Annotated in this window: 26 protein-coding genes and 1 riboswitch; of the genes, 6 read left to right on the top strand and 20 right to left on the bottom strand. The window is 51.2% G+C overall.

Features of this window, described 5'->3' with window-relative positions; translation table 11 throughout:
- The 15 genes from IRJ17_RS28120 to IRJ17_RS08075 all read right to left on the bottom strand — a co-directional run bounded on the left by IRJ17_RS28120 (nt 1) and on the right by IRJ17_RS08075 (nt 11,876).
- The gene (locus IRJ17_RS28120) at nt 1–135 is read right to left on the bottom strand and encodes a hypothetical protein (RefSeq protein ID WP_255679189.1); all 135 of its coding nucleotides are present in this window, start codon (nt 133–135) and stop codon (nt 1–3) included.
- A 26-nt stretch (nt 136–161) separates the two neighbouring features.
- Nucleotides 162–542, bottom strand: a complete 381-nt coding sequence (locus tag IRJ17_RS08140) for a phage tail assembly chaperone (RefSeq protein ID WP_122963778.1) — start codon at nt 540–542, stop codon at nt 162–164.
- An 11-nt stretch (nt 543–553) separates the two neighbouring features.
- Nucleotides 554–1,006: a hypothetical protein gene (locus IRJ17_RS08135; RefSeq protein ID WP_063231751.1), complete on the bottom strand. Its 453-nt coding sequence runs from the start codon at nt 1,004–1,006 to the stop codon at nt 554–556.
- The gene (locus tag IRJ17_RS08130) at nt 1,007–2,344 is read right to left on the bottom strand and encodes a phage tail sheath subtilisin-like domain-containing protein (protein WP_242774205.1); all 1,338 of its coding nucleotides are present in this window, start codon (nt 2,342–2,344) and stop codon (nt 1,007–1,009) included.
- Between the two features lie 2 nt (nt 2,345–2,346).
- Nucleotides 2,347–2,529 (bottom strand): hypothetical protein, encoded by a 183-nt coding sequence (locus IRJ17_RS08125; protein WP_122963776.1) that lies wholly within the window; start codon nt 2,527–2,529, stop codon nt 2,347–2,349.
- Nucleotides 2,529–2,981 carry a hypothetical protein gene (locus IRJ17_RS08120; RefSeq protein ID WP_122963775.1) on the bottom strand — a complete coding sequence of 151 codons (453 nt, stop codon included), beginning with the start codon at nt 2,979–2,981 and terminating at the stop codon, nt 2,529–2,531. The genes IRJ17_RS08125 and IRJ17_RS08120 overlap by 1 nt, the downstream gene beginning before the upstream one ends.
- 383 nt (nt 2,982–3,364) lie before the next feature.
- A complete protein-coding gene (locus IRJ17_RS08115; RefSeq protein ID WP_229049757.1) occupies nt 3,365–4,042 on the bottom strand; it encodes a hypothetical protein in 678 nt (225 codons plus the stop codon).
- A gap of 219 nt (nt 4,043–4,261) precedes the next feature.
- Nucleotides 4,262–4,471, bottom strand: a complete 210-nt coding sequence (locus IRJ17_RS08110) for a hypothetical protein (RefSeq protein ID WP_063231744.1) — start codon at nt 4,469–4,471, stop codon at nt 4,262–4,264.
- A 681-nt stretch (nt 4,472–5,152) separates the two neighbouring features.
- Entirely contained in the window at nt 5,153–5,629 is a 477-nt protein-coding gene (locus tag IRJ17_RS08105) for a DinB family protein (protein ID WP_122963770.1), read from the bottom strand.
- A gap of 28 nt (nt 5,630–5,657) precedes the next feature.
- Nucleotides 5,658–6,215 (bottom strand): DNA-3-methyladenine glycosylase I, encoded by a 558-nt coding sequence (locus IRJ17_RS08100; protein WP_242774201.1) that lies wholly within the window; start codon nt 6,213–6,215, stop codon nt 5,658–5,660.
- Between the two features lie 269 nt (nt 6,216–6,484).
- On the bottom strand, nt 6,485–7,228 hold the full coding sequence (gene map, locus IRJ17_RS08095; RefSeq protein WP_122963768.1) for a type I methionyl aminopeptidase: 744 nt from the start codon (nt 7,226–7,228) through the stop codon (nt 6,485–6,487).
- 125 nt (nt 7,229–7,353) lie between these two features.
- Nucleotides 7,354–8,163, bottom strand: coding sequence for an alpha/beta fold hydrolase (locus IRJ17_RS08090; protein ID WP_173597650.1), 810 nt, complete (start codon nt 8,161–8,163; stop codon nt 7,354–7,356).
- Nucleotides 8,164–8,288: 125 nt separating this feature from the next.
- Nucleotides 8,289–9,287: an ABC transporter permease gene (locus IRJ17_RS08085; RefSeq protein ID WP_122963766.1), complete on the bottom strand. Its 999-nt coding sequence runs from the start codon at nt 9,285–9,287 to the stop codon at nt 8,289–8,291.
- Nucleotide 9,288: 1 nt separating this feature from the next.
- Complete coding sequence (locus IRJ17_RS08080; RefSeq protein ID WP_242774198.1) at nt 9,289–10,779, bottom strand: sugar ABC transporter ATP-binding protein; 1,491 nt, start codon at nt 10,777–10,779, stop codon at nt 9,289–9,291.
- A gap of 77 nt (nt 10,780–10,856) precedes the next feature.
- Nucleotides 10,857–11,876: a sugar ABC transporter substrate-binding protein gene (locus IRJ17_RS08075; RefSeq protein WP_063231736.1), complete on the bottom strand. Its 1,020-nt coding sequence runs from the start codon at nt 11,874–11,876 to the stop codon at nt 10,857–10,859.
- A gap of 124 nt (nt 11,877–12,000) precedes the next feature.
- A riboswitch (SAM riboswitch) is annotated at nt 12,001–12,121 on the bottom strand.
- A 199-nt stretch (nt 12,122–12,320) separates the two neighbouring features.
- Here IRJ17_RS08075 and IRJ17_RS08070 point away from each other — a divergent pair.
- Nucleotides 12,321–13,577: an ATP-binding protein gene (locus tag IRJ17_RS08070; protein ID WP_242774195.1), complete on the top strand. Its 1,257-nt coding sequence runs from the start codon at nt 12,321–12,323 to the stop codon at nt 13,575–13,577.
- Between the two features lie 22 nt (nt 13,578–13,599).
- On the opposite strand, the gene IRJ17_RS08065 is transcribed toward IRJ17_RS08070, so the two are convergent.
- From IRJ17_RS08065 to IRJ17_RS08055, 3 genes are all read right to left on the bottom strand, one after another.
- Nucleotides 13,600–14,538, bottom strand: a complete 939-nt coding sequence (locus tag IRJ17_RS08065) for a GNAT family N-acetyltransferase (protein ID WP_242774194.1) — start codon at nt 14,536–14,538, stop codon at nt 13,600–13,602.
- Nucleotides 14,539–14,803: 265 nt separating this feature from the next.
- Complete coding sequence (locus tag IRJ17_RS08060; protein WP_122963758.1) at nt 14,804–15,526, bottom strand: DUF421 domain-containing protein; 723 nt, start codon at nt 15,524–15,526, stop codon at nt 14,804–14,806.
- A 176-nt stretch (nt 15,527–15,702) separates the two neighbouring features.
- Nucleotides 15,703–16,437: an IclR family transcriptional regulator gene (locus tag IRJ17_RS08055; RefSeq protein ID WP_122963757.1), complete on the bottom strand. Its 735-nt coding sequence runs from the start codon at nt 16,435–16,437 to the stop codon at nt 15,703–15,705.
- A 204-nt stretch (nt 16,438–16,641) separates the two neighbouring features.
- On the opposite strand from IRJ17_RS08055, the gene IRJ17_RS08050 reads away from it, so the two are divergent.
- Together IRJ17_RS08050 and IRJ17_RS08045 are read left to right on the top strand one after the other, a co-directional pair.
- Nucleotides 16,642–17,517: a dimethylarginine dimethylaminohydrolase family protein gene (locus IRJ17_RS08050; RefSeq protein WP_063231733.1), complete on the top strand. Its 876-nt coding sequence runs from the start codon at nt 16,642–16,644 to the stop codon at nt 17,515–17,517.
- 427 nt (nt 17,518–17,944) lie between these two features.
- Nucleotides 17,945–18,373: a hypothetical protein gene (locus tag IRJ17_RS08045; RefSeq protein ID WP_242774192.1), complete on the top strand. Its 429-nt coding sequence runs from the start codon at nt 17,945–17,947 to the stop codon at nt 18,371–18,373.
- Nucleotides 18,374–18,634: 261 nt separating this feature from the next.
- Here IRJ17_RS08045 and IRJ17_RS08040 read toward each other — a convergent pair whose 3' ends face one another.
- On the bottom strand, nt 18,635–19,375 hold the full coding sequence (locus IRJ17_RS08040; RefSeq protein ID WP_242774190.1) for a GNAT family N-acetyltransferase: 741 nt from the start codon (nt 19,373–19,375) through the stop codon (nt 18,635–18,637).
- Between the two features lie 225 nt (nt 19,376–19,600).
- On the opposite strand from IRJ17_RS08040, the gene IRJ17_RS08035 reads away from it, so the two are divergent.
- Nucleotides 19,601–20,773 carry an NAD(P)/FAD-dependent oxidoreductase gene (locus tag IRJ17_RS08035; RefSeq protein WP_242774188.1) on the top strand — a complete coding sequence of 391 codons (1,173 nt, stop codon included), beginning with the start codon at nt 19,601–19,603 and terminating at the stop codon, nt 20,771–20,773.
- Between the two features lie 46 nt (nt 20,774–20,819).
- Nucleotides 20,820–21,683 (top strand): RNA polymerase sigma-70 factor, encoded by an 864-nt coding sequence (locus tag IRJ17_RS08030; protein WP_242775246.1) that lies wholly within the window; start codon nt 20,820–20,822, stop codon nt 21,681–21,683.
- Nucleotides 21,684–21,750: 67 nt separating this feature from the next.
- Here IRJ17_RS08030 and IRJ17_RS08025 read toward each other — a convergent pair whose 3' ends face one another.
- A complete protein-coding gene (locus IRJ17_RS08025) occupies nt 21,751–23,817 on the bottom strand; it encodes a methyl-accepting chemotaxis protein (protein ID WP_242774185.1) in 2,067 nt (688 codons plus the stop codon).
- A 311-nt stretch (nt 23,818–24,128) separates the two neighbouring features.
- On the opposite strand from IRJ17_RS08025, the gene IRJ17_RS08020 reads away from it, so the two are divergent.
- Nucleotides 24,129–24,695, top strand: a complete 567-nt coding sequence (locus tag IRJ17_RS08020) for a DoxX family membrane protein (RefSeq protein ID WP_122963751.1) — start codon at nt 24,129–24,131, stop codon at nt 24,693–24,695.
- The last annotated feature ends 231 nt before the right edge of the window (nt 24,696–24,926 follow it).

The following is a 24,926-nucleotide window of genomic DNA, read 5'->3' as shown; positions in this document are numbered from 1 at the left end:
TCACCCGGCCCTTTCCTCATCTTCCAGCTCGACCATCTGGCAAGCCATCACGAACAGCTTTTGCTTGTACGCGTCCACATCGTACTCCAACAGATCCGACGGACGGCCCCGGCCTCTTAAAAAAGCGCGGCACATGTGCCAAGCCTCTCCGTCAGATCGGATCAGTTTTTTGCTTCTTCAATGGCCTCTTCTTCCGACTGGCCTGCGTTTACATCGCGCACTGCCTGGAGCAGCTTGCTGTATCCCTCAGGATTGTCGCGGAAAATTTTCTCCACCAGCTCGTACTTCGTTCCGGCCTTGTACGCCTTTTTCAGCTCTTCCTGGTTCCACGGAAACTCATGCTCGGTCGCCTTGACGATTCGGGCGTCGTTGTAGAGGAACCAGTCCGTTTTTTCTCCCTTGTCTGCCATGCGCTCGCATTCGCGCAGCTCGGACAGGTTCAGTTGGCGCACTTTCCATTCGTCGCCGTCGATGACGACAACCACCTCTTTGCGCGGCGCTTGTTCATTCGCTTTTGCCAAATATTTTTGCAGTTTGCTCATGTCTCTTCCTCCTATTCGATGTAAGCTGGCAATTCATCCAGGTAGTCCGGCTTGTCGATGGACATCCCTTTCAGGTCGTAGGTAGCGTGATCGTTGCCGTCTGCCTTCGCTTCCCACAGCGTGATTTCTTCCGGATTCAACACGATGTTGGAAATGCGGACGCGCTCGGAGTTGCCCGCTTCCTTGTCCAGCGTCTCTCCAATCAAAAACGGCAGCACAGGCGTTTTACCCTGGGTCAATTGCTCGACGCAGTAGTATTTCAAAGCGGCGTTGGTAGCCGTAATTTTCAGCGTGACTTCTACATGCCAGTCATTGACCGTCTGGATTTTCCCTTTTTGCAGACGGTTGGTGTCGCCGTACTCGACCTTGAGGACCATCTTGCCCTCCAGTGTTCCGTAGATCGGATCTCCATTTTCATCGTAAACTTGGCAATTTTTCAGTTTGATATCGCGTGCAATAGCCAATTACAGCACCTCCCAGTCAATGTCAAAGTATTCGATTGCATCCAATGGCTTGGCCGACAGCAGGAAGCCGCGGCGATCGCCGTTTCCGTTCTTTTTGTCTGTAAACGTCCAGCCTGTCTCAATCGCGCCTTGCTGCTCGCGCACGGTCAAATAAGCGTTGACCGCAGACACAAACACCGCACCGCCCAGGTCGTTGTTGCCCAGCTTGCCTTTGTACTTTTTGCCGACTGCATTGATGTCGTTGACGATCTGGTCGAGCGTCATGCTGACGCGGATTTTGCCGTAATCTTCCCGCTCGTGTGCACCCAAAACAGCCAACGTGTTCACGGCGCTCTCGATGATGTACACCTCGCCGTCACGGGTGGCGACCAAGGTTCCCGAGCTGAGCGCTTGCAAAATGTCGGTGTGGCCCCAGTCTTTCAGCGCTTTTTTCAGCGGCACGACAACCGCCGTCAACGATTCGTGCGCAGGCGTCGCCGCGATCATGCCCGCTACCCATGCCGCCCACTGCAGGCTGCCGTATGTGTTTCCATTGTTGTGCTGGCCAGCGATGGCGCAATTGACGACATAACGGGCATTTTGCGCGACAGAGCGCTCCACATGCTTCTCCATGTTTTCATCGTCCGCAGCCTTGCCGCCAATGACCAGCGTGCTCAGCTTTTTGCCCAGCTTGCGGCGATCGCTCATAAACTGCTTGGCCGCTGCCTGCACGGAAGCATCGTCGAACGGCAAGTACATGGCGTCAAAATCCGCACCGGAAACAGCCATGAACAGCTTGCTGGAATCCGCTGCCGAGAGTGGCGCTGTCCCGCTGGTGCCGCCTGTCAAATTCGCTTCGGAAGCTACGGCAATCGCCGCATCGCCCAGCTTTTTCACGCGCACGTAAAGCGACTGGCTTGTTTTCGCCACCAGCTCATCTGCATCCGCAAACGAAAACTTCTCGGTTTGCAGCGGCCCTTTTACTTGCAGCTCCTTTTTGCCCGGCTCGGAAGTAGAAGCGACGATGACGACGCGCAAGTCGTTGCCCAGCAATCCCGGATAAAGCGCCTCGATCCGCACGGCATTCGCCTGCTCGTAAGCTGCCTTCGCCGCTGTTCCGTTCGTCATGCGATACGCCAGGACGGTTGCCCCGCCTTCTGCCGCAAGTTCGACCGTATCCGCTTTGCCAAACGTTTGCGCCATGCGCTCCTCGTAGCTGCCCAGCTTCACCAGTTCATCCGGCGCTCCCCACTCTGCCTGGTACGGAACCAGAACAACACCGCTCTTTGGTACTACTCGTTCTTTTGCCTTTGCGATCAGTTCGACCGTTACGCCCGGCCGTTCACGTTGAATTGTCATGCTTACACCCCGCCTTTGTATTTGGTCAATCGATTTTTTACTTGCCCTTCCGACAGCTGCTCGTTGTCTGCCGCCATAAAAAGAGCGCCTGCTACCTCGAACCGTTCGGCTTCCAGATAGGCGGCGCTCAAAATCCACTCCTGTTTTGTTTTCACAACATCAGGTTGCTGCTCTTTTTTTGCCACTAGGAACGTCCCTCCTCAATCTCAAATTCGTTGATGGTCGCTTCCGCCGCTTTCGGCACCGTGACGACGTACGTAAACCGAAACGCAATTTCCGTGCGATCCCGCTTATCCCGCCAGATTCGCAATGTCGAGCTGTCGATGTCGATGGACAAATCCGACGCCGTACCGCGATAGCTGTACTGCGACTTGCGCAAAAGCTGGCGCAGCGGCTCGTCCGACAGCCTCTGGTACACGCCAGCTGTTTTCGGATAATGCAGCACGATCCACGCCTCTGACTGCACTTGATAGGAAGCATGGCTCCTGCCCGTCTCCCCGATGCCTTGCGTCAGCAAAAACGCGGCCGGTGCGGAAAAACGCTGAGCCATCCAGTCGTCGACGTTGACGACCGTTGCCAGCTGCGGATAAGCTTCCCCGATCAGTTCGGAAAGAACGGACAACTCGCGATCCTCCATCCTCCCACCTCCCTTGGTTGCACTGCTTGCCTGCTGTTTGTCACATGCCAGCTCCCTCCTTCGTCGGATTAGCGAACAGGAAAAGCCACCTGGCAATTGACCAGATGGCTTCTTGTGTCTCTTACTTGATTCGCTTGAGTCCATTATAACCTTTTGCGCGGATCAAAATGGATTTTTCACGTAAGTGTCAGGGAGTGTCAGCTCTTGTCAGCCTTGTTAGCCAGTGATTCGCCCGCCCTTTTGGAAAAAGCCGCTCGAAGATCGTTCCAGCTCTTTCAACGATTCCAGCTACTTCATTCCAGCTCCAGAAAAAAAGCCCGATCCTGGCATGTCGCGCCAAAATCGAGCTTCTCGCATCTTCTGCGTATTCACTTTTCGCTTTTTCATCCCGTCTGCTGCATTTCATCCCCGTACATCGCCCACGCCATTTTCAGCACAGCACTCCGCTTAATCTCGTAGTAGCGTTGGCGGGACACCCCGATCGCTTTGGCGATCAAATTGTTTTTCTCCCCATCCAGCAGCGCTTCCACAATCAGGCGCTCCTGTTCGCTGCGAATCGTTTCTACCGCTCTGTTGATCCGCTCGATTTTGTCCTGCAAATTTTGCAGCCGCTTCTGTTTCCGTTCCCGGCGAACGACTTCCGCGTGTGTTTTGTCGCTGTGGGAGCCTTGGCCTTTTGGCATGGCTGAATCCAATCCGTACTGGCTGACCATGCCTTCCCCGGCTTCCCGCAAATAGCGCTGAATGCGAACAATCTCGATTTGCATGTAGCTGTAATCGCGAATTTCTTCTTCCGTCTTTTGCAAAACAGAGAGGGCTGGAGCCAACTCGTGCAAATCAAAGCGGACTTCCCGTTGTTTACTCGCCTCTTTCTGAATCGGCCGTGCTGGCTTTGCTTGCTGCTGCTGCAAATATCTGTCCCACTCCGGGCACGATTCAATTTTGCCGATATGCTGGTCATGGACCTGGCAATGCGTCCGCTTCCCCCAGCACGTCGCCGGGCAACCTTCGCACACCGCTTCCATCAACATGTCTTTACTGATCAAAGTTGTCGTCGTCATTCTCTTTCCCCCTCGTTCTCTCGTAAAAGCTGTAGAGATACATCGTTTCGTTTTGCTGCTATCTATCTTTTTCGTACCTTTTCTGCTAAAATGCTCTGCCCGATGATCACTCCGACCAACAGGGCGCAAGCAACGATCAATGCTGCCTGTATCATCTCTGCAAAAATCCCCTTCCCCCATGGAATGATATGGAAACAAAGGACAGCGCCGACTCCTCAACTATTCTTGCGGATGCTGCTTTTCATGGACAGGAGGATCGATTTTTTTCTCACTCGGTTCTGCCTCCTTCTCTTTCTCCTTGTTCGCTTTCAACTGCACATCCAAAATGTTGTTGATGCGAATCTGCAAATCGACATGCTTGAACGTCACTACCAACACGAGAAAACAAACGACCACAGCGAGCACCTGGACATAATCCATCGACATCATCGCTGCCCATCCTTACTTTGAATCAATAGGCGCTCTCTGATCGTGCTTCCTCGGCTGAGCTTCGTGCTTGTCCATTCGCCTGCCAAAACGAGATTCTTCTTCGGGGAGAGCACAGGGAACTGGCTCGTGAGTACCGCTTTGCACTCTCCTGACCGTCCTCTGCGCACTCGGCAATGAGAACTCTCGCCTATGCAGCCGATACGGCCTATCGCTTGTTTTTGCATACTCTCACTCCTTGCCTGATTCCATTTTTGGAAATAAGATAGTTTGCTTCCCCTAAAAGATAGACAGGAACGTTTGTTCTCTTTGTTAGTACAAGTATCTCATACAATCCATTTCAGTTCAAGTTATTTCCAATCATTTTTTTCCTTGACTTTTCTTGATCGAACGGGGTTAAATGCCCCTGTATTTATTGCAAAATTCCGCATAAAAAGAAGCGCGATTCTCTGGAAAAGAACCGTGCTTTGAACGATAGCCACAACTCAAAAAGTACACCACTCTCATACTTCGTTGGTTACGTAATGCTTTCTTGCTGCCTTTCTGCCTGAGCGTTCCCAACCACGCCATCCACCATGCATAGCTGAAAAGCCGTGCGCAAAAAACGCAAAAGAGCCAGCGTCTCCTCCCGATGCAGAGAACGCTGGCTCTTTTGCGTTATTCCCCAAGCTTCTTCCGTTCTACTCAATCCCAAATGTTCGGACGTTCGATTCCCATCGTCCTCATGTAATCGAGCAACTGCCCGGTATGAACCGATTCATGGTACGCAATCCGGAGCAGCATGTCGCCCAACGTTCTGACGTACCCGACATCGGAACGGTCGATGCGGATGCTCTCCAGGTCGCTTTTGTCCAACTCTTTGACAAAGGCGAGAAACTCGTCCCGATACGGCTTAGCAAAAGCCAACTCTTCCTCAATCGAGGTGAACGGCTTGGTGTCATACGGATTCGGCAGAGCAGACAGAGCGGAGCTGCCTCTTTGAATCAAAATCTGATGGTACAAAAACTCGCCCTCGATGACGTGCCGGATCATTTCCCCGCAAGTAAACGCTTTGTTGTCGGGCTTCCAATCCAGCTTGTCTTCCGGGATCGCCCTCCACACCTTGATGCTGCGGCGTCTGACTTCCTCGAAATTCAGAATCAAAAGATCAGTCGCATTCATGTCTGCTCCTCCTCTCATTGCCTGTGCTTTAGTCTTTTTGATACAGATCGCACGTCTTCACGTGGTCATTTACCATCCCTACTGCTTGCATGAACGCATAGCAGATCGTCGAACCGACAAACGTAAACCCGCGCTTTTTTAAATCCTTGCTCAGCTTGTCGCTGATCTCGGTGGAGGCAGGCACATCTTTTAGCTCCTGAAAGTGGTTGTGAATCGGCTTGCCGCCAACAAACGACCAGATGTAGCTGGAAAAGGAGCCGAACTCCTCCACGACCTTGAGAAAGGCGTGAGCGTTTTTGACGACGCCCCTGACTTTCAGCTTGTTCCGCACGATGCCCTCATCCTGCAAAAGCTGCTCGATCTTGTCCTCGTCGTACTGCACAATCTTTGCCGCTTCGAAGTTGTCAAAAGCCCGGCGGTAGTTCTCCCGCTTTTTCAGGATCGTGTACCAGCTCAGCCCCGCCTGCGCGCCTTCCAGATTCAAATATTCAAAGAGCAGCCGGTCATCGTAGACAGGCACTCCCCACTCCTGATCGTGATAATCCAAATACAACGGGTCCTGATTCACCCAGCCACATCGATTCATCAAAAGGAACCTCCCAGCAAATGCGAACATATATTCTTATACAAAGAATATACAATCTTTGGCTATTCTGCAAGTTATTCTTGCTCATTCTCGCAATTTTTCTCCCAAAGCAAAACGGTCATGACCGTTTCGTTGACCGCAAGCGCTCACATCCCATTTCATAAAAAACGTCGAGACGTTTTTCACACAAAAAAGACCCTATCAGCGCAATAGGGCCTCCTCTCTTTGTTCACGCTCGCAAAATCACCGCGCGCGGTGAAAAAAAACGCTCAAGCCGTCAAAATAATCGGCTTGCCGCGCGTTATGACGACGGTGTGCTCGTACTGGGCGGTGTAGCTTCTGTCCGGCGTCACCAAAGCCCAGCCGTCCTTCCCGTCCTGCACATACTCGGCTCCTGTGGAAATAAACGTTTCGACAGCGAGCACAAGCCCGTCCGTCAGCAGCCGTTTGTCCCATTTGTCGTAGTAGTTCAGGATGTCCGTCGGCTCCTCGTGCAAGCTTTTGCCGATGCCGTGGCCTGTGAGGTTTTTGACGACCGTAAATCCTTTTGCCTTCGCTTCATTGTGGACGATGCGCCCGATCTGGCTCAACTTGGAGCCAGCCCTGGCCGAATCCAGCGCCTTGTACAGCGACTCCTCTGCGCATTTGCACAGCGCCTGCTTCACAGGTTCTCCCTGTCCCACGACAACCGAAGCGCCTGTATCCGCAAAGTAACCTTCCAGCTCTGCGGAAACGTCGACATTGACGATGTCGCCTTCCTTCAATACCGTTCCATCGGGAATCCCGTGCGCCACGACATGATTCACGCTGATGCACGTCTGCCCGGGGAAGTCGTACGTCACCTGGGGTGCGGAGCGCGCGCCGTACTTCGCCAAAATATCGCCGCCGATCCGGTCCAGCTCTTTTGTCGTGATCCCCGCCCGAACGGCCTGCAGCATCGCTTCTCTCGCTTCTGCCACGATTCTCCCGATCCGCTGCAAAGCGAGCAAATCGTGCTCATTTTGAATCGACATGTCATTTCCCCCTTCATTAAATATATGGCCAAAATCTATTTCCAGCTCCGCTCCCATTTATTGGAACACACTTCCGCGCAAATCGCAAATGCCAAAGGCTTGAACCAAACGGCAAACCAGGCGCGCTAGGCCGGACTGACCACGTACTGTCCTCCCCCTGCCTGCTGCCTGATAAATCCGATCGAGACTCGATTGAACTCTTCCGGCTGATCCACATTGACGACATGGCCGCAATTGTCCAGCATGCAAAGCTGGGCGTGCCTTCTGCGGCTTACACACGACTGGACCGAGGGCAAAAACATATAGTCCTCATCTCCCATGATAAACAGCGCGGGAATCGCAGGCTCTTTCGTCAGCAGCCCCGCGAGAAACGCATTGATTCCGTACGTCAGCCTGAACCAGCGCTTGAACTCCTTTTGACAAAGCTTTTTCGCTTCTCTGACAAATAAGGAGCGGGATTCGCGATGGCGTTCCCGCGGCATGATCACCCAGGCAAACAGCTTGTACAGCCACATGTACGGAACGATATGCTTGACGAGATTGCCCAGCGCAATCAAGATTTGCGAGCGCAAGTTCAGCTTCGTCACGGCTCCCGCCAAAACCATCGAGCGTATTTTTTGCGGCGCAAGCTCGGCGATGATCTGGACGATGATCGTGCCCAGCGACACCGCTACGAAATGAGTGGAAGCAATGTTCTCGTGCTTGAGCACCTCAATGATATCTTTGCTGATGTCTTCAAACGTGTATTTAGCCCTGGGCTTCCCCATATGCTGCTTCGACTTGCCGTGACCGCGCAAATCGACGAGGAGAATATTGAAATGCTCTTTGTAAGCTTTGATCTGTTTATACCAGATGGATGAGCTGCCGCCCGCCCCGTGGACGAAGGTTACCCATTCATAGGCATCTCCGCGTATGTACGTCTTATAATGGATCACTTATATCCCCCCAGAGTATTATAGCGGAGGGATGCTGCATGTGAAACATTTTCCATTTTATTGAAAAGAAAAAGGCAGGATGCCTGCATTCCCGCAGCTCCCTGCCTTGCCTGTACAGCCATGTTTTACGCTTTTCTTTTCCTGCGCAACTGATAGTACGTCACCGCAAGAGCAAGCGCCAGTACCGTTCCTTTAATAATATCGTAGGCGTAATACGGCACGTTCAGCATCGTCATGCCGTTCAGCAACACCCCGATCAAAATCGCGCCGACGAACGTACCGAATACGTTCGGCTTGCCCGCGCCGAAAACGGAGAAGCCGACAAACGCCGCCGCCACTGCATCCATCAGCATCGAGCCGCCGCTGCTCACCTGGCCCGTACCGATCCGCGCTGCCAGAAGCATCCCGCCCAGTCCGGCGAACAGGGCAGACAACACATAAGCGAGCGTGCGATAGCGATTCACGGGAATGCCGGAGAGACGCGCCGCTTCCAGATTGCCGCCCGTCATGTACAGCATCCGCCCTTGGCGAGTATACGCCAAATAGACGTGTGTGACCGCGACCAATAAAAAGGTCAAAATGACGGGAACAGGCAGGGATAAAATTTTGCCTTGTCCGAGCCAGAGGAACCATTCCTGGAATTTCCCCGGAGCCATCGAACCGTCTTCCAACGGCATGTTGGCGTAAATCGAGTAGCCTTTTGAATAAGTCATATGAAGTCCGTTGACGATGTACAGCATCGCCAGTGTCGCCAGCAGATCGGGAATGCGGATTTTGACGACCAGAAAAGCGTTGACCAATCCGACAATCAGACTGAGCGCGATCGGGACGACCAAAGTGGCAAACACGCCCTGCTCGTACCAGACCATCATGGAAGCCGAAACGACTGTGGTCAACGACACCGTCGAACCGACAGACAAGTCGAAGCCTCCGACAATCAGTGAAAACGTAACGCCAATCGCGACGAACGTTACGATCGAGATGGAACGCAAAATGTCTGTGATGTTGTCGTACGTGAAGAAATACGGATTGGTCAGACTGAACAACAGCATGACGATCACAATTACTGCGACTGTACCGTATTTGTAAATAAAATCAAACAAGCTGAATTTTTTACCTTCCACCTTACTCACCCCCGCTGGCATAATACATCATCGTCTCCTGTGTCGCGTCCGCGCGGCTCAGCTCCTTGACGATTTTCCCTTCAAACATGACCAAAATCCGGTCGGCAATGCCCAATACTTCGGCAAACTCGCAAGAAAAGTAGAGAACGCCCTTGCCCTGCTCCGCCAGCTTTCCAATCAGGCGGTAAATATCGCTTTTCGCCCCGATGTCGACGCCTTTGGTCGGCTCGTCGAACATGAACACTTGCGCATCCGTATCCAGCCATTTGCCAATCGCGACTTTTTGCTGGTTTCCTCCGCTGAGGTAGCCAACCAGCTGTGTGATGTCTGCCGTCTTTACGCCCAGACGGCTCACCAGCTCCCTCGCCTGCTTCGCTTCTGCCCCTCTGCGGACAAATCCGAGCCGCGACCACTTCTCCAAAGCGGAGACAGACAAGTTGTTCTGGACAGATTCCTCGACAAAAATGCCTTCTTTGCGCCGTTCTTCCGGTACGAGGACGATTCCCGCATCAACAGCGTCCTTCGGCGACCGCAGCCGCACCTCTTTGCCGCTCAGCCTGACTTGTCCCGCCTCGGCGGTATCCGCTCCGAACAAAAGTCTCGCCAGTTCCGTCTTCCCGGCTCCAACCAGCCCGACAATCCCGACAATCTCGCCTTCGCGAACGCTCAAATCGGCGCGGCGAACCTTGCCGCCAGCCACTCCCGCAGCTTCCAGAAGCACCCCGCCTACAGGCACTTCGACTTTCGGGAACTCTTCCTCGAAGCTTTTGCCCAGCATGTTGCCGATGACCTCATCCATCGTCGTGTGGGACGTCTCGCTCGTCACGATCAGTTGACCGTCCCGCATGATCGTGATTCGGTCGCATATCTCAAAAATTTCCGGCAGGCGATGGGAAATGTAGATGATCCCGACACCCGCTTTTTTCAACTGGTCAATGATGAGAAACAGCCGCTCGCTCTCCTTCGTGCTCAACGGAGCTGTCGGTTCGTCAAAAATGACGTACTTCGCTTTTTGCACGGTCGCGCGGGCAATCAGGATCAGTTGCTTTTCGGACAGCGTACATTCCTCGACGAGCATGCGCACAGGGATGGAAAAGCCGAAGCTCTGCAAAATGCTTTCCGCTTCCTTGTGCAAGCTCGGCCAGTTCATGAATCCTTTGCGGCCTGCCGAGACAATCTGATCGAGCAAAATGTTTTCCGTCACGCTCAAGTACGGGATCAGCGCCGTATCCACTTCCTGGTACACGCACTGGATACCTAAAGCTTTCGCATCCTGGGGCGATTGGATCGACACCTCTTTGCCATCAATCGTGATGCTCCCCCCGTCAGACTGATACGCGCCCGTCAAAATTTTCATCAAGGTACTTTTCCCCGCCCCATTCGCCCCTAAAAGCGCATGAACCTCGCCAGCCTTGACCTCAAAATCGACCGAACGCAGCGCAGGAACGCCGGAGAACTGCTTCACAATCCCTTTCATCTGCAAGCTGGACACTTTTCGCCCCCCCTTAAATAAGCAAGATTCCCGTTGACTGATCAACGGGAATAGCCAAATCAACCAGCTCTATATGCTTACTTGCCCCACTCTTTCACGTACTGGGACAAGTCGCCCATTGTCACTTTTTTGTCCTTAGGCAAATCTTCTTGTTTCACCAGCACCGGATTCAGCTTCACGCTGTCTGGCACTTGCTCGCCTTTGATTTTTTGGAAAATAGCCGCTGCGTGAGTGCGTCCGATGTTCGATGGATCTACGGCTGCAGTCGCTGCCCATGGCGAATTTGCTTCCTGGATCAGTTGCAGGTCTTCATCACTCAGGTCGATGCCGTATACTTTGATTTCTGTGCGGCCTGCTTGCAAGATCGCACGGGTTGCCCCTTTGGCAAATTCATCCCAAGATGCCCATACAGCCGTGATGTCGCCTTTGTTCGGATATTTTTTCAGGATGGCTTCCATCTGTGCTTGGGTATCCAGCGCCGTGTTGTTTGTCGCGGAACCGAAAGCGGCGACTTCCTTGATATCCGGATATTTTTTCAGGAACGCTTCATAAGTCACCTGACGTTTTTCCATCGGGGCAAAGCCTGCCACCCAAATTTTCACGATGTTGCCTTTGCCGCCGGAATCTGCCGCCAGCTTTTCCAGGCTCAGTTCTGCCAGCTTGTTGTCGTCTTGCTCGACAATCGGCACGCCAGGCAGCTTGATGTCTGTGTCGAACAGAACGACCGGGATTTTTTTGTCGACAGCTTTTTGCGTACCTTGTTGCAACGCTTCCGCTGTACCGTGGTCGATCAGGATGCCGTCGAAGTTTTGGTTGACCGCAGCGTCAAGATTCGACGCCATTTTCGACAAATCCGTATCTGCGTTGAATACTGTCAGCTCTCCGCCGTTTTTCTCGACTTCCTGCTTCACACCGTTAATGTATTGAGCCGAAAACGTTCCTACATTTTGGCGCATGATCAGGGCAATCCGTTTCGCTTTTTCGCCGGAAGCGCCGTTTGCCGCCGTGTTTTTCGTATCGGCTCCGCCGCCGCACGCGGTCAAGGCCACCGATACTGCCAGTACGAGTGATGTGATAAGGCCCAGTTTCTTTTTCATCGAAAAATCCCCCTTTTTCTTTGTTCCTTGTTGTGCTGCAAGCCGAGGAGGCGACGACCTTCCCTTTCCAAAAGGAAAAGCCTCTTTCAACAGATGAAAGAGGCTTGATCGACAAGATTCGCGCCTCTTATCTGTCAGGTATCGCTACCTGTTGGAGTTAGCACCTTGGCTCGCAAGACATTGATCTTGCCAGCTAGGTTGCCGGGCGTCATAGGGCCATTCCCTCAGCCTTCTCTGGATAAGAGTAGTTATTATTTTCGAAACCTTTGTATTAGTATATAGAGACTATAATCCGTGTTTTACCCATCTGTCAACTAGGTTTTTAAAACTTTTCTCCTTTAAATTTATTCCGTCGGCGCGTCCAAATTTTGGAGGAATCGTGTAGGCTCTTGTCGAAATATCGTAGATTGAAGCAGCCATGCAAATTTGCGATGGGGATGTCCGATGATTCTACTAAAAGAAGTAATTTTGCAGATGTTTTTTGCTCTGACGCCATTTGTCCTGTTCAATATTTATTACCGCGACCGAATGCGCAATTACAGCCGCGCTTTCATTCTTGTGACCAGCTCGATTTGCATGTTTCTGGCCATGACCTTCGCGACCAGCGTCTCGGAAGGCGTGATTTTCGATATCAGGCACATCATCGTATTTTTTGCCCTAGTCTATGGGGGAGTGCGGATCGCGCTGGTCTTGCTGATCGAGTCCGCGCTATACCGCTATTATTTGGGTGGTGAAGGCATCTGGCTCGCGCTGCTTGCCCTGGTTGTCACCTTTGCCATCTCCCTCCTGATGTATCGGCGTTACAAAGCCAGTTATCGGAAAACACTGTATATTTTTTTGACGGGCGCGCTCTTTTCCCTGGTAGCTTTGGGGTTGACCTATCTATACTTTCCCACCTATGTATCCCATCATCCTGCCTACTACTTGTTCGTGATCCCCGTTCAAAACTTTGTCGGAATTTGGCTTTTGTTGTCGCTATTTAGCAAGTGCGTATCCGACAAAGAACTGTTTATTCGACACGCCCAAAATGAAAAAATCGAAACGATGAGCCATGTCGCCGCATCGCTTGCTCACGAGGTGAGAAATCCGCTCACAGCGGTCAAAGGATTTTTGCGCCTGATCCAGGAAAATCCCGAGAATATTACGAAAACCGATCAGTACATCCGCATCAGCATGGACGAAATCCAGCGGACGGAAGCGATCCTGACCGAGTATCTCGCTTTGTCCAAGCCGCTCAAGGAGCGCACCGAGCTAATCAACGTATGCGACCAGCTTTACGTCGTGCGGGAAGTCATGCTGCCTTTTGCCAATATGCACAATGTCGAGCTGGAGCTGCAAGCTTATGAAAAGCCTGTCACGATTCTGGCCAATCCCGACGAGTTCAAACAAGTCTTGGTCAACTTCATCAAAAATGCGATCGAAGCTTGTGAGGAGACGGTCAACGGCAAAGTGTCCCTCTCGCTGTTCATTGAGAAAAGCAACGCCATGCTGATCATCAAAGACAACGGCATCGGGATGGACGAAGGCCAGATCAAACGCCTCGGGTCCATTTATTTCTCGACGAAAACAAGCGGAACCGGTCTCGGGCTTACGTACTCCTATCACGTCATCCACGCGTTCGGCGGGTCGGTAAGCGTGTCCAGCAAGCCAAAAGTCGGAACCAAATTCACGATCACGTTTCCGTATCACGCGCAACCCTAGCCGTCAGTCGAGTGATCTGGGCTTAAACGAGCGACCTGGTCATGAATACTTGCTTGGCCATCACGTCAAAACCCGCCCTTTGCAAAATGCGGATGGTCATTTCGTTGGAAGCTGGCAAATTGACCGTGAGGCGATACAGCTCCTTGTCCCATGGCGAAAAGACATGGGCAAGAGCACTTCTGACAATCGCCTCCCGGTCGGCCCGTTCCGGCCTTGCCTCACACTGAAACAGCAAGGCTGTCGTTTGTTTTCCGTTTTCAAAAATCCGTCTGTACAAGGCATAGCCGATTACTTGTTTGTTCTCATCGCGGACGAGTACCGCTTGCTTGTTCTCAATCGTTCTCCACTGAATATCCCAAAGCGGTTTGGTCCAAAAGTCCAATGAATACACGTCATCCGGCATGCCTTCAAGCAATTCGTAGGACGGACTTGCTTCCTTTTGCAAAGCGGAAAGCACGCCTTCTTCTGTGGAAGACGCCTCGACGTTTTTCAGCGAAGTTGGATGTGACCGCTTGTGGTCATGAGCTTTTTGTTCCAGAAAAATCGACTGGTCACAGACGGCGAAGCCTATTTTCTCGTACAAGGCTATCGCCCTATCGTTCTCCCGAATGGCGACCAGCGCCGCAAGCTGTACACCCTGCTCCCGATATATTTGCAAAGTCGCTTCCATCAAGGCTTGGCCCACTCCGCTCCGCCTATGCTCCGGCGCTACCCCTGTCCCGCCATTCCACCCAACTTTTTGCCCGTCCCGCTCCCAAATTCCATTCAGTACAATTCCGGCAGGATCGCCGTTTACAAACGCAACCAGCGAATGCGTTGGCGACAACTCTTCCTTACCCATTTTCCAGATGAGTGTGTCCGCCGTCTTCGACTGATCGAAAAAGTACCCGGAAAACCCTCTGTTGTAAGCTAAAACAGTCTCTGCCACCGTACATTGCTCCATTGATTTCAAAACCAGCACAGCCATTCCTCCTCGGCTTGGATGACATACGCGTTTATTTTATCAAATAATTTTAAATTGATAAAATATTTTTGATTAAAGGATTTGCAAGCGAGTATCTTCGGCCGTAAGAAAACACCAGCGGCCTCTTCCGGCTTTTTTCTTGCTCAGCCAAATAGTCGCAGGCAAAAGGAAATGTTACATAGAAAAGACCGCCTGACCAAACCGTTCTGTCAAGCGATCCGTGACGATCCTTCCGCATGTTTGATTGCTCTGTTCCCTTTTTCTAATGGTGGACGGGCGGCACTTGTTGCTCGTTCTTCGGATGTTTTTCAAAAAACAGCAAATCGTTTTGCCGGTTCAATGTAGCTAAAAATACTTGCTCAACCGCGACGCCGCTTTTATGTAGCTCCTGCAAAAGCCAGTTTTCATCCCGCTCGCGATAGGTCAACACTTCTGCGCATATTTTCCCCTCGATAATCACAGGCAAGGAAATGCCTGTCGAAGCCGTCTTGATTTGCAAATCTTGTCTCGTCACGGTCTGCTGTGCCGATTTTTTCAAGACCGTCAAACGCCCGTTGGCCTCGATAATCGCCATATCAATCTCGGCGAGATCGAAAATATCTTTTTCCCGCAGCATTTGCAGCACGTTGTCGAGGGAATAGCGGATTTTTTTCAGCTGATCGACGAGAAACTCGCCGTTGTAATAAACAACCGTCGGCTCAAACGTGACCATTTTTCCAAAGCGCCTGGAAACGACCGACCATTGCGACACGATTCGTTGCAGCACGCCCAATGTTACAATCGCGACAGCTATGGGGATATGGTGGACGTTCGGTTCGGCGATATCGGCCCCTGCCACAGAGCCTAACGTGATGATCACCATAAAATCAAAAACAGGCAGCTCGCCAATCGAGCGTTTTCCCATGAATAGCGTCACAATCAACAATAGCGGCAAAATCGAGCAAACCCGCCCGATCACGATCAAGCTTTCACTGAACAGCTCCACCCACTTGTGCCCCCTGCTCTATGCCTTTCTTCATTTTACTATGTAAAGTTTTGGAAGCAATTATACAAGTTCGCCGATCAAGAAAGGCCGTTTCCCGATTTCCCGAGCTGACGGCCTTGAAAAAGACGTTGCTATTTTCATATCGCAGAAAATTTTCCATTATATGGACCAAAAAATTATATGCTCCCCAGCCGCTGCGATGTTTTGTGGGCAGCATCCTGCACGCGCTCGATCAAATAGTTCAACCGTTCTTCTTTCAAATCAAAGGTGACGATTCCGATGCTGAGAGCACCGATTACTTTTTGCGTATAATCAAAAATCGGAGAGGCAACAGAAGCTGTATTCTCTGTCCGTTCCGCAAAACTCACCGCGTAACCAGCCTTGCGAATCTGGGCCAGCTTCTCCATAAATGCAGGCGTCTCCTCCTCGCCGACGAGCTGAAGCACGGTCTGCCTCGCTTCCTCCTCTGGCATGTGCGCCAAAACGACCTTGTTCGCTGCACCGATGTGCATCGGGATGCGCAAGCCAAGCTGATCGTAGATGCGAATATTGTGCTGGCTGTCCACTCGATCGACCACGATCGACTCCAAACCGCTCGGCTGGCTGAAATAAACGCTTTCCTCGACTTCTCTGGCCAGCTCCTCAATCATCGGTTTGATCACTTTGCGATAATCGATCCGATCCAGGACGCGAAGTCCAAACTCCATCCACCTGATTCCCAACGTGTACTGCTTCGTCGCCGCATCGTGCTCCACCAAATCGTGATTCATCAAAGTGTACAGGAGGCGATAAGTCGTACTCACCGGAAGCTGGCATTCTTTCGCCAAATCGTTGATGGTCCACCACTTTCTATGCTCGTCCGACGCAAGTGCCGTCGCAATCGCCATCGCCCGATCAAACGATTGAATCACTGTCATTTCCCCTTTTTCTATGTTCTCGTCTATCTCATATCTTAAACTACTCGCTACAATTTTGTGAATCGCAAAAAATTTTACACAAATCCCCGCATCTGGCGCGGAATAGCGATTGACAGTGCAAAATCAGAATGTGTACACTTAAAGTGATTTTTCGAAATATGAACAATATTCCATAATACGGAATAAAGGGAGGCAACTATGTTCCAAGGCAGCCAATCCATGGTCAAAAAGATGAAGACAGTCATCATCAAGCATCCCCGTGAAGCTTTTATCAGCCAGGCCCACCTCGAAGAATCGTGGAAAACCTTTAACTATACAGACCGTCCTGATTGGGACAAAGCTTTGCACGAGTACGAGAAGTTCGAAGCCATTTTGCAAGAGCATGTGGAAAACGTCCTGCATCTCCCGCAATCAGACAAAACCGGACTCGATTCCATCTACGCCCATGATCCGGTGAAGTTCACGTCCAAAGGGGCGATCATCCTCAAATCCGGCAAAGAGCTGCGCCAGGGTGAAGCAGAAGTATACAAAGACTTTTTGCAAGCAAACAACATTCCGATTCTCGGACAGTTGACAGGCGATGCCCGCTCCGACGGTGGCGACCTCGTCTGGCTGGACGAAAAAACGCTTGCCATCGGGCTAGGCTTCCGCACCAACCAGGCGGCGATCGCGCAAATTACGGAGATGGTCAAAGATTTCACGGAAGAAATCATCGTCGTTCCGCTGCCATACGACCGCGGCCCGGCGGAGTGCCTGCACCTGATGTCGATTATCAGCATGGTTGACCACGATCTCGCCGTCGTCTATTCCAAACTGATGCCTGTTTTCTTTCGTCAGCTGCTCATCGACAGAGGCATTGAACTGATTGAAGTTCCCGACAACGAATACGATAACCTGGGCAGCAACGTCCTCGCGCTCGCCCCTCGCCTGTGCATGGTCGTAGCGGGCAATCCGATCACAAAAGAGCTGCTGCAAAAAGCGGGCGCTACGGTGTACGAGTACGAGGGTCATGAAATCTCGTATAAAGGCACGGGCGGCCCTACTTGCCTGACTTCTCCGGTTGAGCGGGTGTAGTTTACATGGAATTGAGAAGCGGAGAAATTCGTTCTACCAATGAAAACAAGCCATAATAGAGATTCTATGGCTTGTTTTTTTTTTGCCTGGTTATGTGTTCTATACAAGGAGTAATTTTTGCAAAGAGTTTTGATAAAGGATATTATTAGATTACGCATTAGTAGTAATTATCTGGAAACTCAGTAAAGTTATGTATTCGCTTTGATCTCATGTCCGGCAACAAGATTGAAAAAAATGGGTTGGACTTGGAAGCATCGTTCACTATTTTGGAAAATCCAAACGATCAATAAGTCAATGGGTTAAGGAGTTAGAAGATGCTAAGCTTATAGAACGTATGCAAAGGAAGCGAGCGAGATATCAAAACTAAGGTAGTAAAAGCCAGCAAAGATTTGTATCATGATCAAAAAAATAAAAGAGAGTGTGAAATATGAAAAAAATATTATTGGTTTGTATCATGGTAATGTTGATACTAGCATCGGCTTGTGGAAATGTTGAAATGACATCAAATCCACCTACTTCTAGTGAGCCTAAACCTGAAACGGATGAGTCTATTATTCCAAAAAACACATCCGATTGTTTTAATGCAGAAAATATAAATTTAGATAGTGAAACTGAAAAATATTTCTATGGAGTTTGGAAAGTTGAGAAGCTTTTAGGATTTGCAAATTCATGGAATGATGCTTCTGAATATCCAACAGGGCAAAAATTTATTGGAGATGAAATTATAATCAAAAAGACTTTTTTCATCAAAAGGACTAAAAACTATAAGAAATATCAATATGAACTAAAAATCCATTATACGAGATTACAGCGACATGCTATAACTCTACCTCTTTTTATAGATTATATAAAATAGATATCCCAGACTTAAATGAAAATGATGTAGTAAAAGTAATAGATATAAGTGACCCTTCTACAAACATGCACATACCTGTAAGTGTAGGTTTTTTTCTTGTTAATAACGATAGGCTGATCTTGATATCAGAGGCAACTATTTTTGAGCTAAAAAAAATTACTGATTAAATAGGTGACAAAAAAAGAGAGCCTCGACAAAGCCGGCTCTCCTAACCTAAATCAAACAATTCCGCGTAACGTAACGCAGCAACTTGTGCCACGCTTACAGAAAATGCTGCATCCAAATATTTGGCTCCACGTACTTGGCCTCGTTTTTCTCCACATCCATCCGCACAGGGACAAGCGCGTCCGGAATGATATACGTGCCGGACTCAGGGAACTTCAAGCCTGTCCATTCCTCCCAGTTGGCAATGCTTCCCACGATCGACATGGATTCCGACGCCACTTTCATGATTTTCGCCCCCATCTTCCAATGCGTGCGAACCCACGGATCAAAAGGAGCGCCGTCTTCCGTGTTCCATTCGATGTAGTTTTCCATCGGGGTCAACGGATACTTGTGCTTAAGCGATGGGCGAACAGGCGCCACCATATATTCCAGCCCGTTTTGCTTCGCAATGTCTTTCATCGCCGCCACCATGTGACGACTCAGTCCAAGACCGCGATGCGCAGGGTCGATTGAAATCGAAAGCGCCGACAACGTGTTTGGCTTCTGGCCTTGGGCGTGTCCTTCAATCCCGCGCAGGAAGACGTCCCCCCAGCCCTTCGGCATTCCTTCCAGCGTGCCGTCCCAGTAAAAAGGAATCGAGTTGCCCACGGCCATTACCTTGTCGTTTTCATCGGTCAACAAATATTGAAAAGAAGCAAACCACTCTTCCAGCCGATCGTAGTGCTGGTCGGCCACTTCGTCATGCAGCATGAAGGTAGACCAGCTGGCAGCGAGCACTTCGGCCATCTGATCGTTCAAATCAGGACGTTCTGCTTGTGTATACACCTTGTATGCCATTCTTTCCATCCTCCCAAAAACATCGCTGTCTCTCTGTTCGCCAAAAGGCTCCTCGCTAGAAAGTCAGGAAATCCTTTCCACGACTCTTTCATTCTATCAAAACTTGTTTGAAGCACAAACTTTTTCGCCGAATCGCCCTTTTCCGAAAAAAACTTCTGATTGCTGCGTCACAAAAATTGCCCCCGCCTCGTTATATGGTCAAATCGCAGCGAGGAGCTGATCTCCATGAAAGAAATGACTGTAGTCGTAGTCGGTGGCGGCTATGCCGGAATCAATGCCGTTAAAGCAATCCAGGACACATGCAAAGGACGCCCTGCACGCATCGTCCTGATCGACAAGGAGCCTTACCATCTGCGCAAAGTTTTGCTGTTCAAGCCAGCTGTCTCCCAAACCGATATCGCCATCCCGTTGAAAACCATCTTCCCCGCAGGCGTTGAATTTTTGCAAGGTACGGTCGTTTCTGTCCAGGGAAGCGCCAAGATGATCCATTATGTAGATAAAGGCGGAAAAGAACTGTCGCTTGCGTATGACGTGCTCGTCCTCGCGGTAGGCAGCGTCGCCCGCCGAGCAGAACCGGAGCAGGGCGGAATCGCCTTGTCTGATGTGGCAGCCGCCGAGACGATTCGCAACACATGGCAGCAAAATATGCGGCTGGCCGTTTTGGAAAAGCGCCCCGAAGAAAGACAGCGGCTTTTGACAATCGCTGTCGCAGGAGCGGGCATCAGCGGCATCGAGACAGCTTCCGAGCTTGCTTTTTCCATGCGGCAGGAAGCGCAACACCTCGGCATCGCTCCCCATGAAGTCACTGTCTACTTGCTCAATGCGCAAAATCGCCTCTTCACGGAAGGACCTGTGAAAATGGCGCGCAAGCTGGAACAAGCTTTGCTGGACGGCGGAGTCACGGTTTTGCACGGGACAAAAGCCATTCGCGAGCAGGACGGCAAGCTGAGTCTGTCCACGGGCCGCACGCTTGCTGTCGGTCTGTGCATCTGGGCGCTCGGTCTGCTGCCGAACCCGGCGCTGCGCCATATGGGTTTGCCGCTCACCACACACGGGCAGCTTGTCGTGGATGAATCGTATCGCGTCGCTGGCGCTCCCTTTGTCTACAGCATTGGCGATTGCGCCCGCATCGTCGACCCTGCAAGCGGACAGGCGGACCGGATGACGTGCAAGGAAGCAACCGGGCAGGCCACCCGTCTCGGCAAGATCATCCTGGCCGATCTGGATGGAACGCCGTCTCCCGTTCATAAAAGTTACATGGACTTCTACTGCGTCGGATTGGGGCCGGAGCGGGCGATCGTCTGGACGCGCCAATGGGGCGTGGACATCATTTTGACGGGGAAATTGGGCTGGAAGCTGCGTCAGTTCACGTGGAATATAGCCAGCATGATAAAATAAGGAAAAAACGATGCTGACACTAGACGCCAGAGGAAGTGAACATGCGATGGAGGCCCTTTATCAGCAATACAAAGGATTGCTGTTTCGTCTCGCCTACCAGCTCACAGGCTCGGCCACAGATGCGGAAGATATCGTACAGGACGTCTTTTTGAAAGCGTACGATGTCGAGCTGGAACAAATCGCAGAGCCAAAAGCCTACCTGTGCAAAATGACGACAAACCGCTGCCTCGATCTGTTGAAATCGGCACGCCACAGGCGGGAGCTGTACACGGGGCCATGGCTGCCCGAACCGATCCCTACTCCCGGAGCGGACAGCTACGAATCGGTCATCACCAAAGATTTGTTGTCGTACGCCATGCTCGTGCTGCTCGAACGCTTGTCTCCGGTCGAGCGTGCGGTCTTCGTCCTGCGCGAAGCTTTTGCCTTCGACTACGACGAGATTGCCCAGCTTGTCGGAAAAAGCCAGGCCAATTGCCGGAAAATCATCAGCCGCTGCAAAGCCAAGCTCGGTTTGGATGCAGACGAACAGCTTCACGCGCACGAAAAAGAAATCGGCGAAGAATGGATCGGCCGTTTTCTGCATGCGCTGGAACACGGCAATGTCAACGCTTTGCTCACGCTCTTGTCCGCAGATGCTGAACTGCTCTCGGATGGCGGTGGAAAAGTATTCGCTGCCATACGTCCGGTCGTGTCTGGCAAACGTGTCGCGGAGTTCTTGCTTGGCTTGATGCGCTTCGCCGCACAAGGCTCTCCGTACGAAGTAGGGCTTGCTTCGCTGAACGGCCAAACGGCACTCGTCATCCGGCAAAATGACGCAGTAGATACAGTCGTTTTCCTGCACAGCAAGGCAGAAAAAATTCACCGCCTGTACTTCGTTCGCAACCCGGATAAACTGAAAGCTGTCCTGTAAAGGCAAAGCACTGCCCCCTTCGCTCTCGGTACGAAGGGGGCATGTTCACGCTCATGACTTTGTTCACTTACAGGCGAAAGCGCTGGACGATCTCTTCCATCGAATGCGTCAACTCCGCATTGCGTTCGGAGATGGTCGCGATTTTCTGGTTGTTGTGCGCGATAATTTGCGCCTGCTCGGTGATCGCTTCGACGCTGTATGCGCTTTGTCCCATGGAGCTTGTCACTTGCTCCACAATCGCGACCACACTGGCAATCGACGAATTTAATTCTTCGAACGAAGCGCTGAAATCCGTCAGCAATGTGTTGAAATGATGTGCGTCGCTGTTGTATTGCTCTGACATGTGAATCAGCTTGCCGTAATCAGGGCGGACTTTGCTGTCGATAAACTCCAGCACGCTGGAAGAGTTTTCTGCGAGATTGTTCACGGACTCGCGCACGATGGCGATAATTCGCTGAATATCGATGACGACCGCAGACGACTGTGTCGCCAGCTTGCGTATTTCATCAGCCACGACGGAGAAGCCTCTTCCGCTTTCCCCGGCACGCGCCGCTTCAATCGCGGCGTTCAAGGCGAGCAAATTCGTCTGCTCGGAAATATGCAAAATCGCTTCTGCCAACAAATTGATTTGTCCCATCGATTCGGTCGACTGCACAATCGCCTGCTCCGTTTGCTGCTTCACGCTTTGATACAACTCGGCTGCCGATACTTGCGCCGCAACGGCATTTTCCTTCAACACATCGGCTCGCTGGCTTACGTCCTGAGAGGTAGCCGCTGCTTCGGTCGTGCGCAAAGTGACTGCGTGAACGACATGCTGAATATCAGTAAGAGTAGCGTTCATTTCTTCCGTCGAAGCCATTGTCTCTTGCATATGCGACAGCAAGACAGCAGTCGCCTCCGCCGTTCCGCTCGATTGCTCGCTGACGGCCACTGTGGATTGCTGCACGCTTTGCGCATTTTCCGCTACCACATGAGAGACGGTCGCAAGCTTGCTCGCCACTTCCCGCAATTGCTCGCGCATGACCAAAATCGACTTCGCCATCAGGCTGATCTCATCCTCCGTCACCTGCTCCTTCGCCACGATCTGCTCGCGCAAGTCGAACTCGGCTGTTTGCGCAATCATCTTGCGCATGTGATCGAGCGGTCCGGTAATCAAGCGGCTGAGCACAAACGACAAGATCAGCGCTCCTGCCACCGCTGCCGCCATTTTCAATAGCGCAGACCGGAGACTGTTGGCGAGCACTTCGTTGCGCTCCGTATTGTTGTAGACGATTTCCACTACACGGGAACGGCTCAGGTCGTTGGCGCTCTCATCCAGCTTGTATGGGATGTAGCGGTATGTTTGGTCGTCCTCTCCCGTACTCTCGTGAAATTCCTTGATCGTCTGCGTGGAGAACGCCGCTTCAAAAGTTGGCGCAAACCGCTGCGCGATGCGCAAAGCTTTGCCGTCCTCCCCTTTTTTGCCGAGCGCGTAGCCATCGTGCGAGTAAACGGTGATTTCTTTCACAATGCTGTATTTGCCTGCGATCTCCTTCGAGACATCGAGAAAGTTGAACGTCTGGAACAAGTCGCTGTCCTGCAAATTCATGCTCGCTTCCAGCAAATATTTGTGATCGCCGGTTGGGAGATAGGCGAACTTTTTGATCTGCCCGCTGTTGACGGACACTTCCATTCCGTCGGCGGAAAACTCGCTTCCGTCGATTCGTTTTTTCAACACCTCCGCGAAAGCTCCCGATTGGCTAAAATCGAGTCCCACGTCAGAGGCGACACTGGAATGCACTACTTTGATGTTTCGATCAATGACGAAAAAATCCATTCCGTACTGCTCGCGCAAAGCCGCATAGTCCCACGCCGAAAGCGCCGAGTTGGCCTGATAGTTTTTCGCCAGCTTTTCCAGTGCGCCCTTCATCCGCTCCTCCATGTCTTGCTCGAACACGCCGTACACGAGATCGACGTTTTTGACGGCATGAATGATCCGATCCTCGACTAGCTGATACTGCACTGCTTTTTCCGAAAGGATCGTGGCCTTGAGCTGCGAATAGTCGATCAGCGACAGCACAATCGCGACCAGCATCGTAAACAGCGAGATCATGACGCTGAGTTTCATTTGAAAAGACACAAAATTTCGTTTCATAAGTATGCTCCAATAGTCTCCGTATTTTTCAACAAAACTCAACATAATTTACCATATCTTAACTTGTCAATATTTCTTCCTGATGACTTTATTTTGCAAAAACTATGTCTTCTTACCTTTTTGCGCTTTTTATGTCCATCCGAACATATGACAATCGAACTAAGGTTAACATCGTGCCAATAGTGTCAATGAACACCGTATGAACTTATGCCCTAAACCACTGCATCAAATCGTTCCTTGTGTTAAAATCACCTGGAATCAATATCCATCACAGGATATCCATTCTATTTTTATAAGGAGGGCACGTACACATGCGTCCACCAAGCAACAACGAAATCATCATTCCTGAAAATCCCGTGTCACAATTTTTGTTCACCAGCACCCGTTCGGCATGGATCTGGCTGATCATCCGCGTGTATGTCGGCTACACTTGGCTGACAGCAGGCTGGAAAAAAATCCATACCGACTCCTGGACGGGAGACAAAGCTGGAGCTGCCATCGAGGGCTTCGTCAAAGGCTCGCTCGCGAAAGCAGCGGAAGGAAAAGACGTCACCTCCTGGTACGGCTGGTTTTTGGAAAGCGCCGTTTTGCCAAATGCCAAGCTGTTCGCTTTTATGGTCGCTTACGGCGAGGTACTGGTCGGTCTCGGACTCATTCTCGGCCTGCTTACCGGAATTGCCGCTTTCTTCGGCGGATTGATGAACGTCAGCTTCCTGTTCGCAGGGACAGTCAGCACCAACCCGATGCTGTTTGTTTTTGCCACATGGCTCGTTCTCGCTTGGAAAGTCGCTGGCTGGTACGGTCTGGACCGTTGGGCTTTGTCGTACCTGGGCACGCCTTGGACACGATCGAAGTCGCGTAACGTGGGCATGCACTAGCCTCCCGTTCCATTCATCATCCTGCATACGGCAGGCAAAAGACGCTGGCTGCACCGGAATCTTCTGGTGTCGGCCAGCGTTTTTTTATTCAGGATCAAATCGCTTGCAACAGCAGCCGCTTTCCGCTTTGCTGCTGATTCAAGGACAAATTGTATGAATTATTCCCGGTTTTAAAAACAGAATATTCATGAATATTTATACAGAATGTTTAATGACATATACAGGAAACTG

Source organism: Brevibacillus parabrevis, assembly GCF_022701015.1.
Classification (GTDB): domain Bacteria; phylum Bacillota; class Bacilli; order Brevibacillales; family Brevibacillaceae; genus Brevibacillus; species Brevibacillus parabrevis.
This window is presented reverse-complemented; position numbering and strand designations above follow the sequence as displayed.

Excerpts from the sequence above, each read along its gene's own strand:
- IRJ17_RS28120 (WP_255679189.1), bottom strand. The coding sequence starts at position 135 with ATGTGCCGCGCTTTTTTAAGAGGCCGGGGCCGTCCGTCGGATCTGTTG.
- IRJ17_RS08140 (WP_122963778.1), bottom strand. The coding sequence starts at position 542 with ATGAGCAAACTGCAAAAATATTTGGCAAAAGCGAATGAACAAGCGCCG.
- IRJ17_RS08130 (WP_242774205.1), bottom strand. The coding sequence starts at position 2,344 with ATGACAATTCAACGTGAACGGCCGGGCGTAACGGTCGAACTGATCGCA.
- IRJ17_RS08120 (WP_122963775.1), bottom strand. The coding sequence starts at position 2,981 with ATGGAGGATCGCGAGTTGTCCGTTCTTTCCGAACTGATCGGGGAAGCT.
- IRJ17_RS08115 (WP_229049757.1), bottom strand. The coding sequence starts at position 4,042 with ATGACGACGACAACTTTGATCAGTAAAGACATGTTGATGGAAGCGGTG.
- IRJ17_RS08110 (WP_063231744.1), bottom strand. The coding sequence starts at position 4,471 with ATGATGTCGATGGATTATGTCCAGGTGCTCGCTGTGGTCGTTTGTTTT.
- IRJ17_RS08105 (WP_122963770.1), bottom strand. The coding sequence starts at position 5,629 with ATGAATGCGACTGATCTTTTGATTCTGAATTTCGAGGAAGTCAGACGC.
- IRJ17_RS08100 (WP_242774201.1), bottom strand. The coding sequence starts at position 6,215 with ATGAATCGATGTGGCTGGGTGAATCAGGACCCGTTGTATTTGGATTAT.
- map (WP_122963768.1), bottom strand. The coding sequence starts at position 7,228 with ATGTCGATTCAAAATGAGCACGATTTGCTCGCTTTGCAGCGGATCGGG.
- IRJ17_RS08075 (WP_063231736.1), bottom strand. The coding sequence starts at position 11,876 with ATGAAAAAGAAACTGGGCCTTATCACATCACTCGTACTGGCAGTATCG.
- IRJ17_RS08070 (WP_242774195.1), top strand. The coding sequence starts at position 12,321 with ATGATTCTACTAAAAGAAGTAATTTTGCAGATGTTTTTTGCTCTGACG.
- IRJ17_RS08050 (WP_063231733.1), top strand. The coding sequence starts at position 16,642 with ATGTTCCAAGGCAGCCAATCCATGGTCAAAAAGATGAAGACAGTCATC.
- IRJ17_RS08045 (WP_242774192.1), top strand. The coding sequence starts at position 17,945 with ATGAAAAAAATATTATTGGTTTGTATCATGGTAATGTTGATACTAGCA.
- IRJ17_RS08040 (WP_242774190.1), bottom strand. The coding sequence starts at position 19,375 with ATGGCATACAAGGTGTATACACAAGCAGAACGTCCTGATTTGAACGAT.
- IRJ17_RS08035 (WP_242774188.1), top strand. The coding sequence starts at position 19,601 with ATGAAAGAAATGACTGTAGTCGTAGTCGGTGGCGGCTATGCCGGAATC.
- IRJ17_RS08030 (WP_242775246.1), top strand. The coding sequence starts at position 20,820 with ATGGAGGCCCTTTATCAGCAATACAAAGGATTGCTGTTTCGTCTCGCC.
- IRJ17_RS08025 (WP_242774185.1), bottom strand. The coding sequence starts at position 23,817 with ATGAAACGAAATTTTGTGTCTTTTCAAATGAAACTCAGCGTCATGATC.
- IRJ17_RS08020 (WP_122963751.1), top strand. The coding sequence starts at position 24,129 with ATGCGTCCACCAAGCAACAACGAAATCATCATTCCTGAAAATCCCGTG.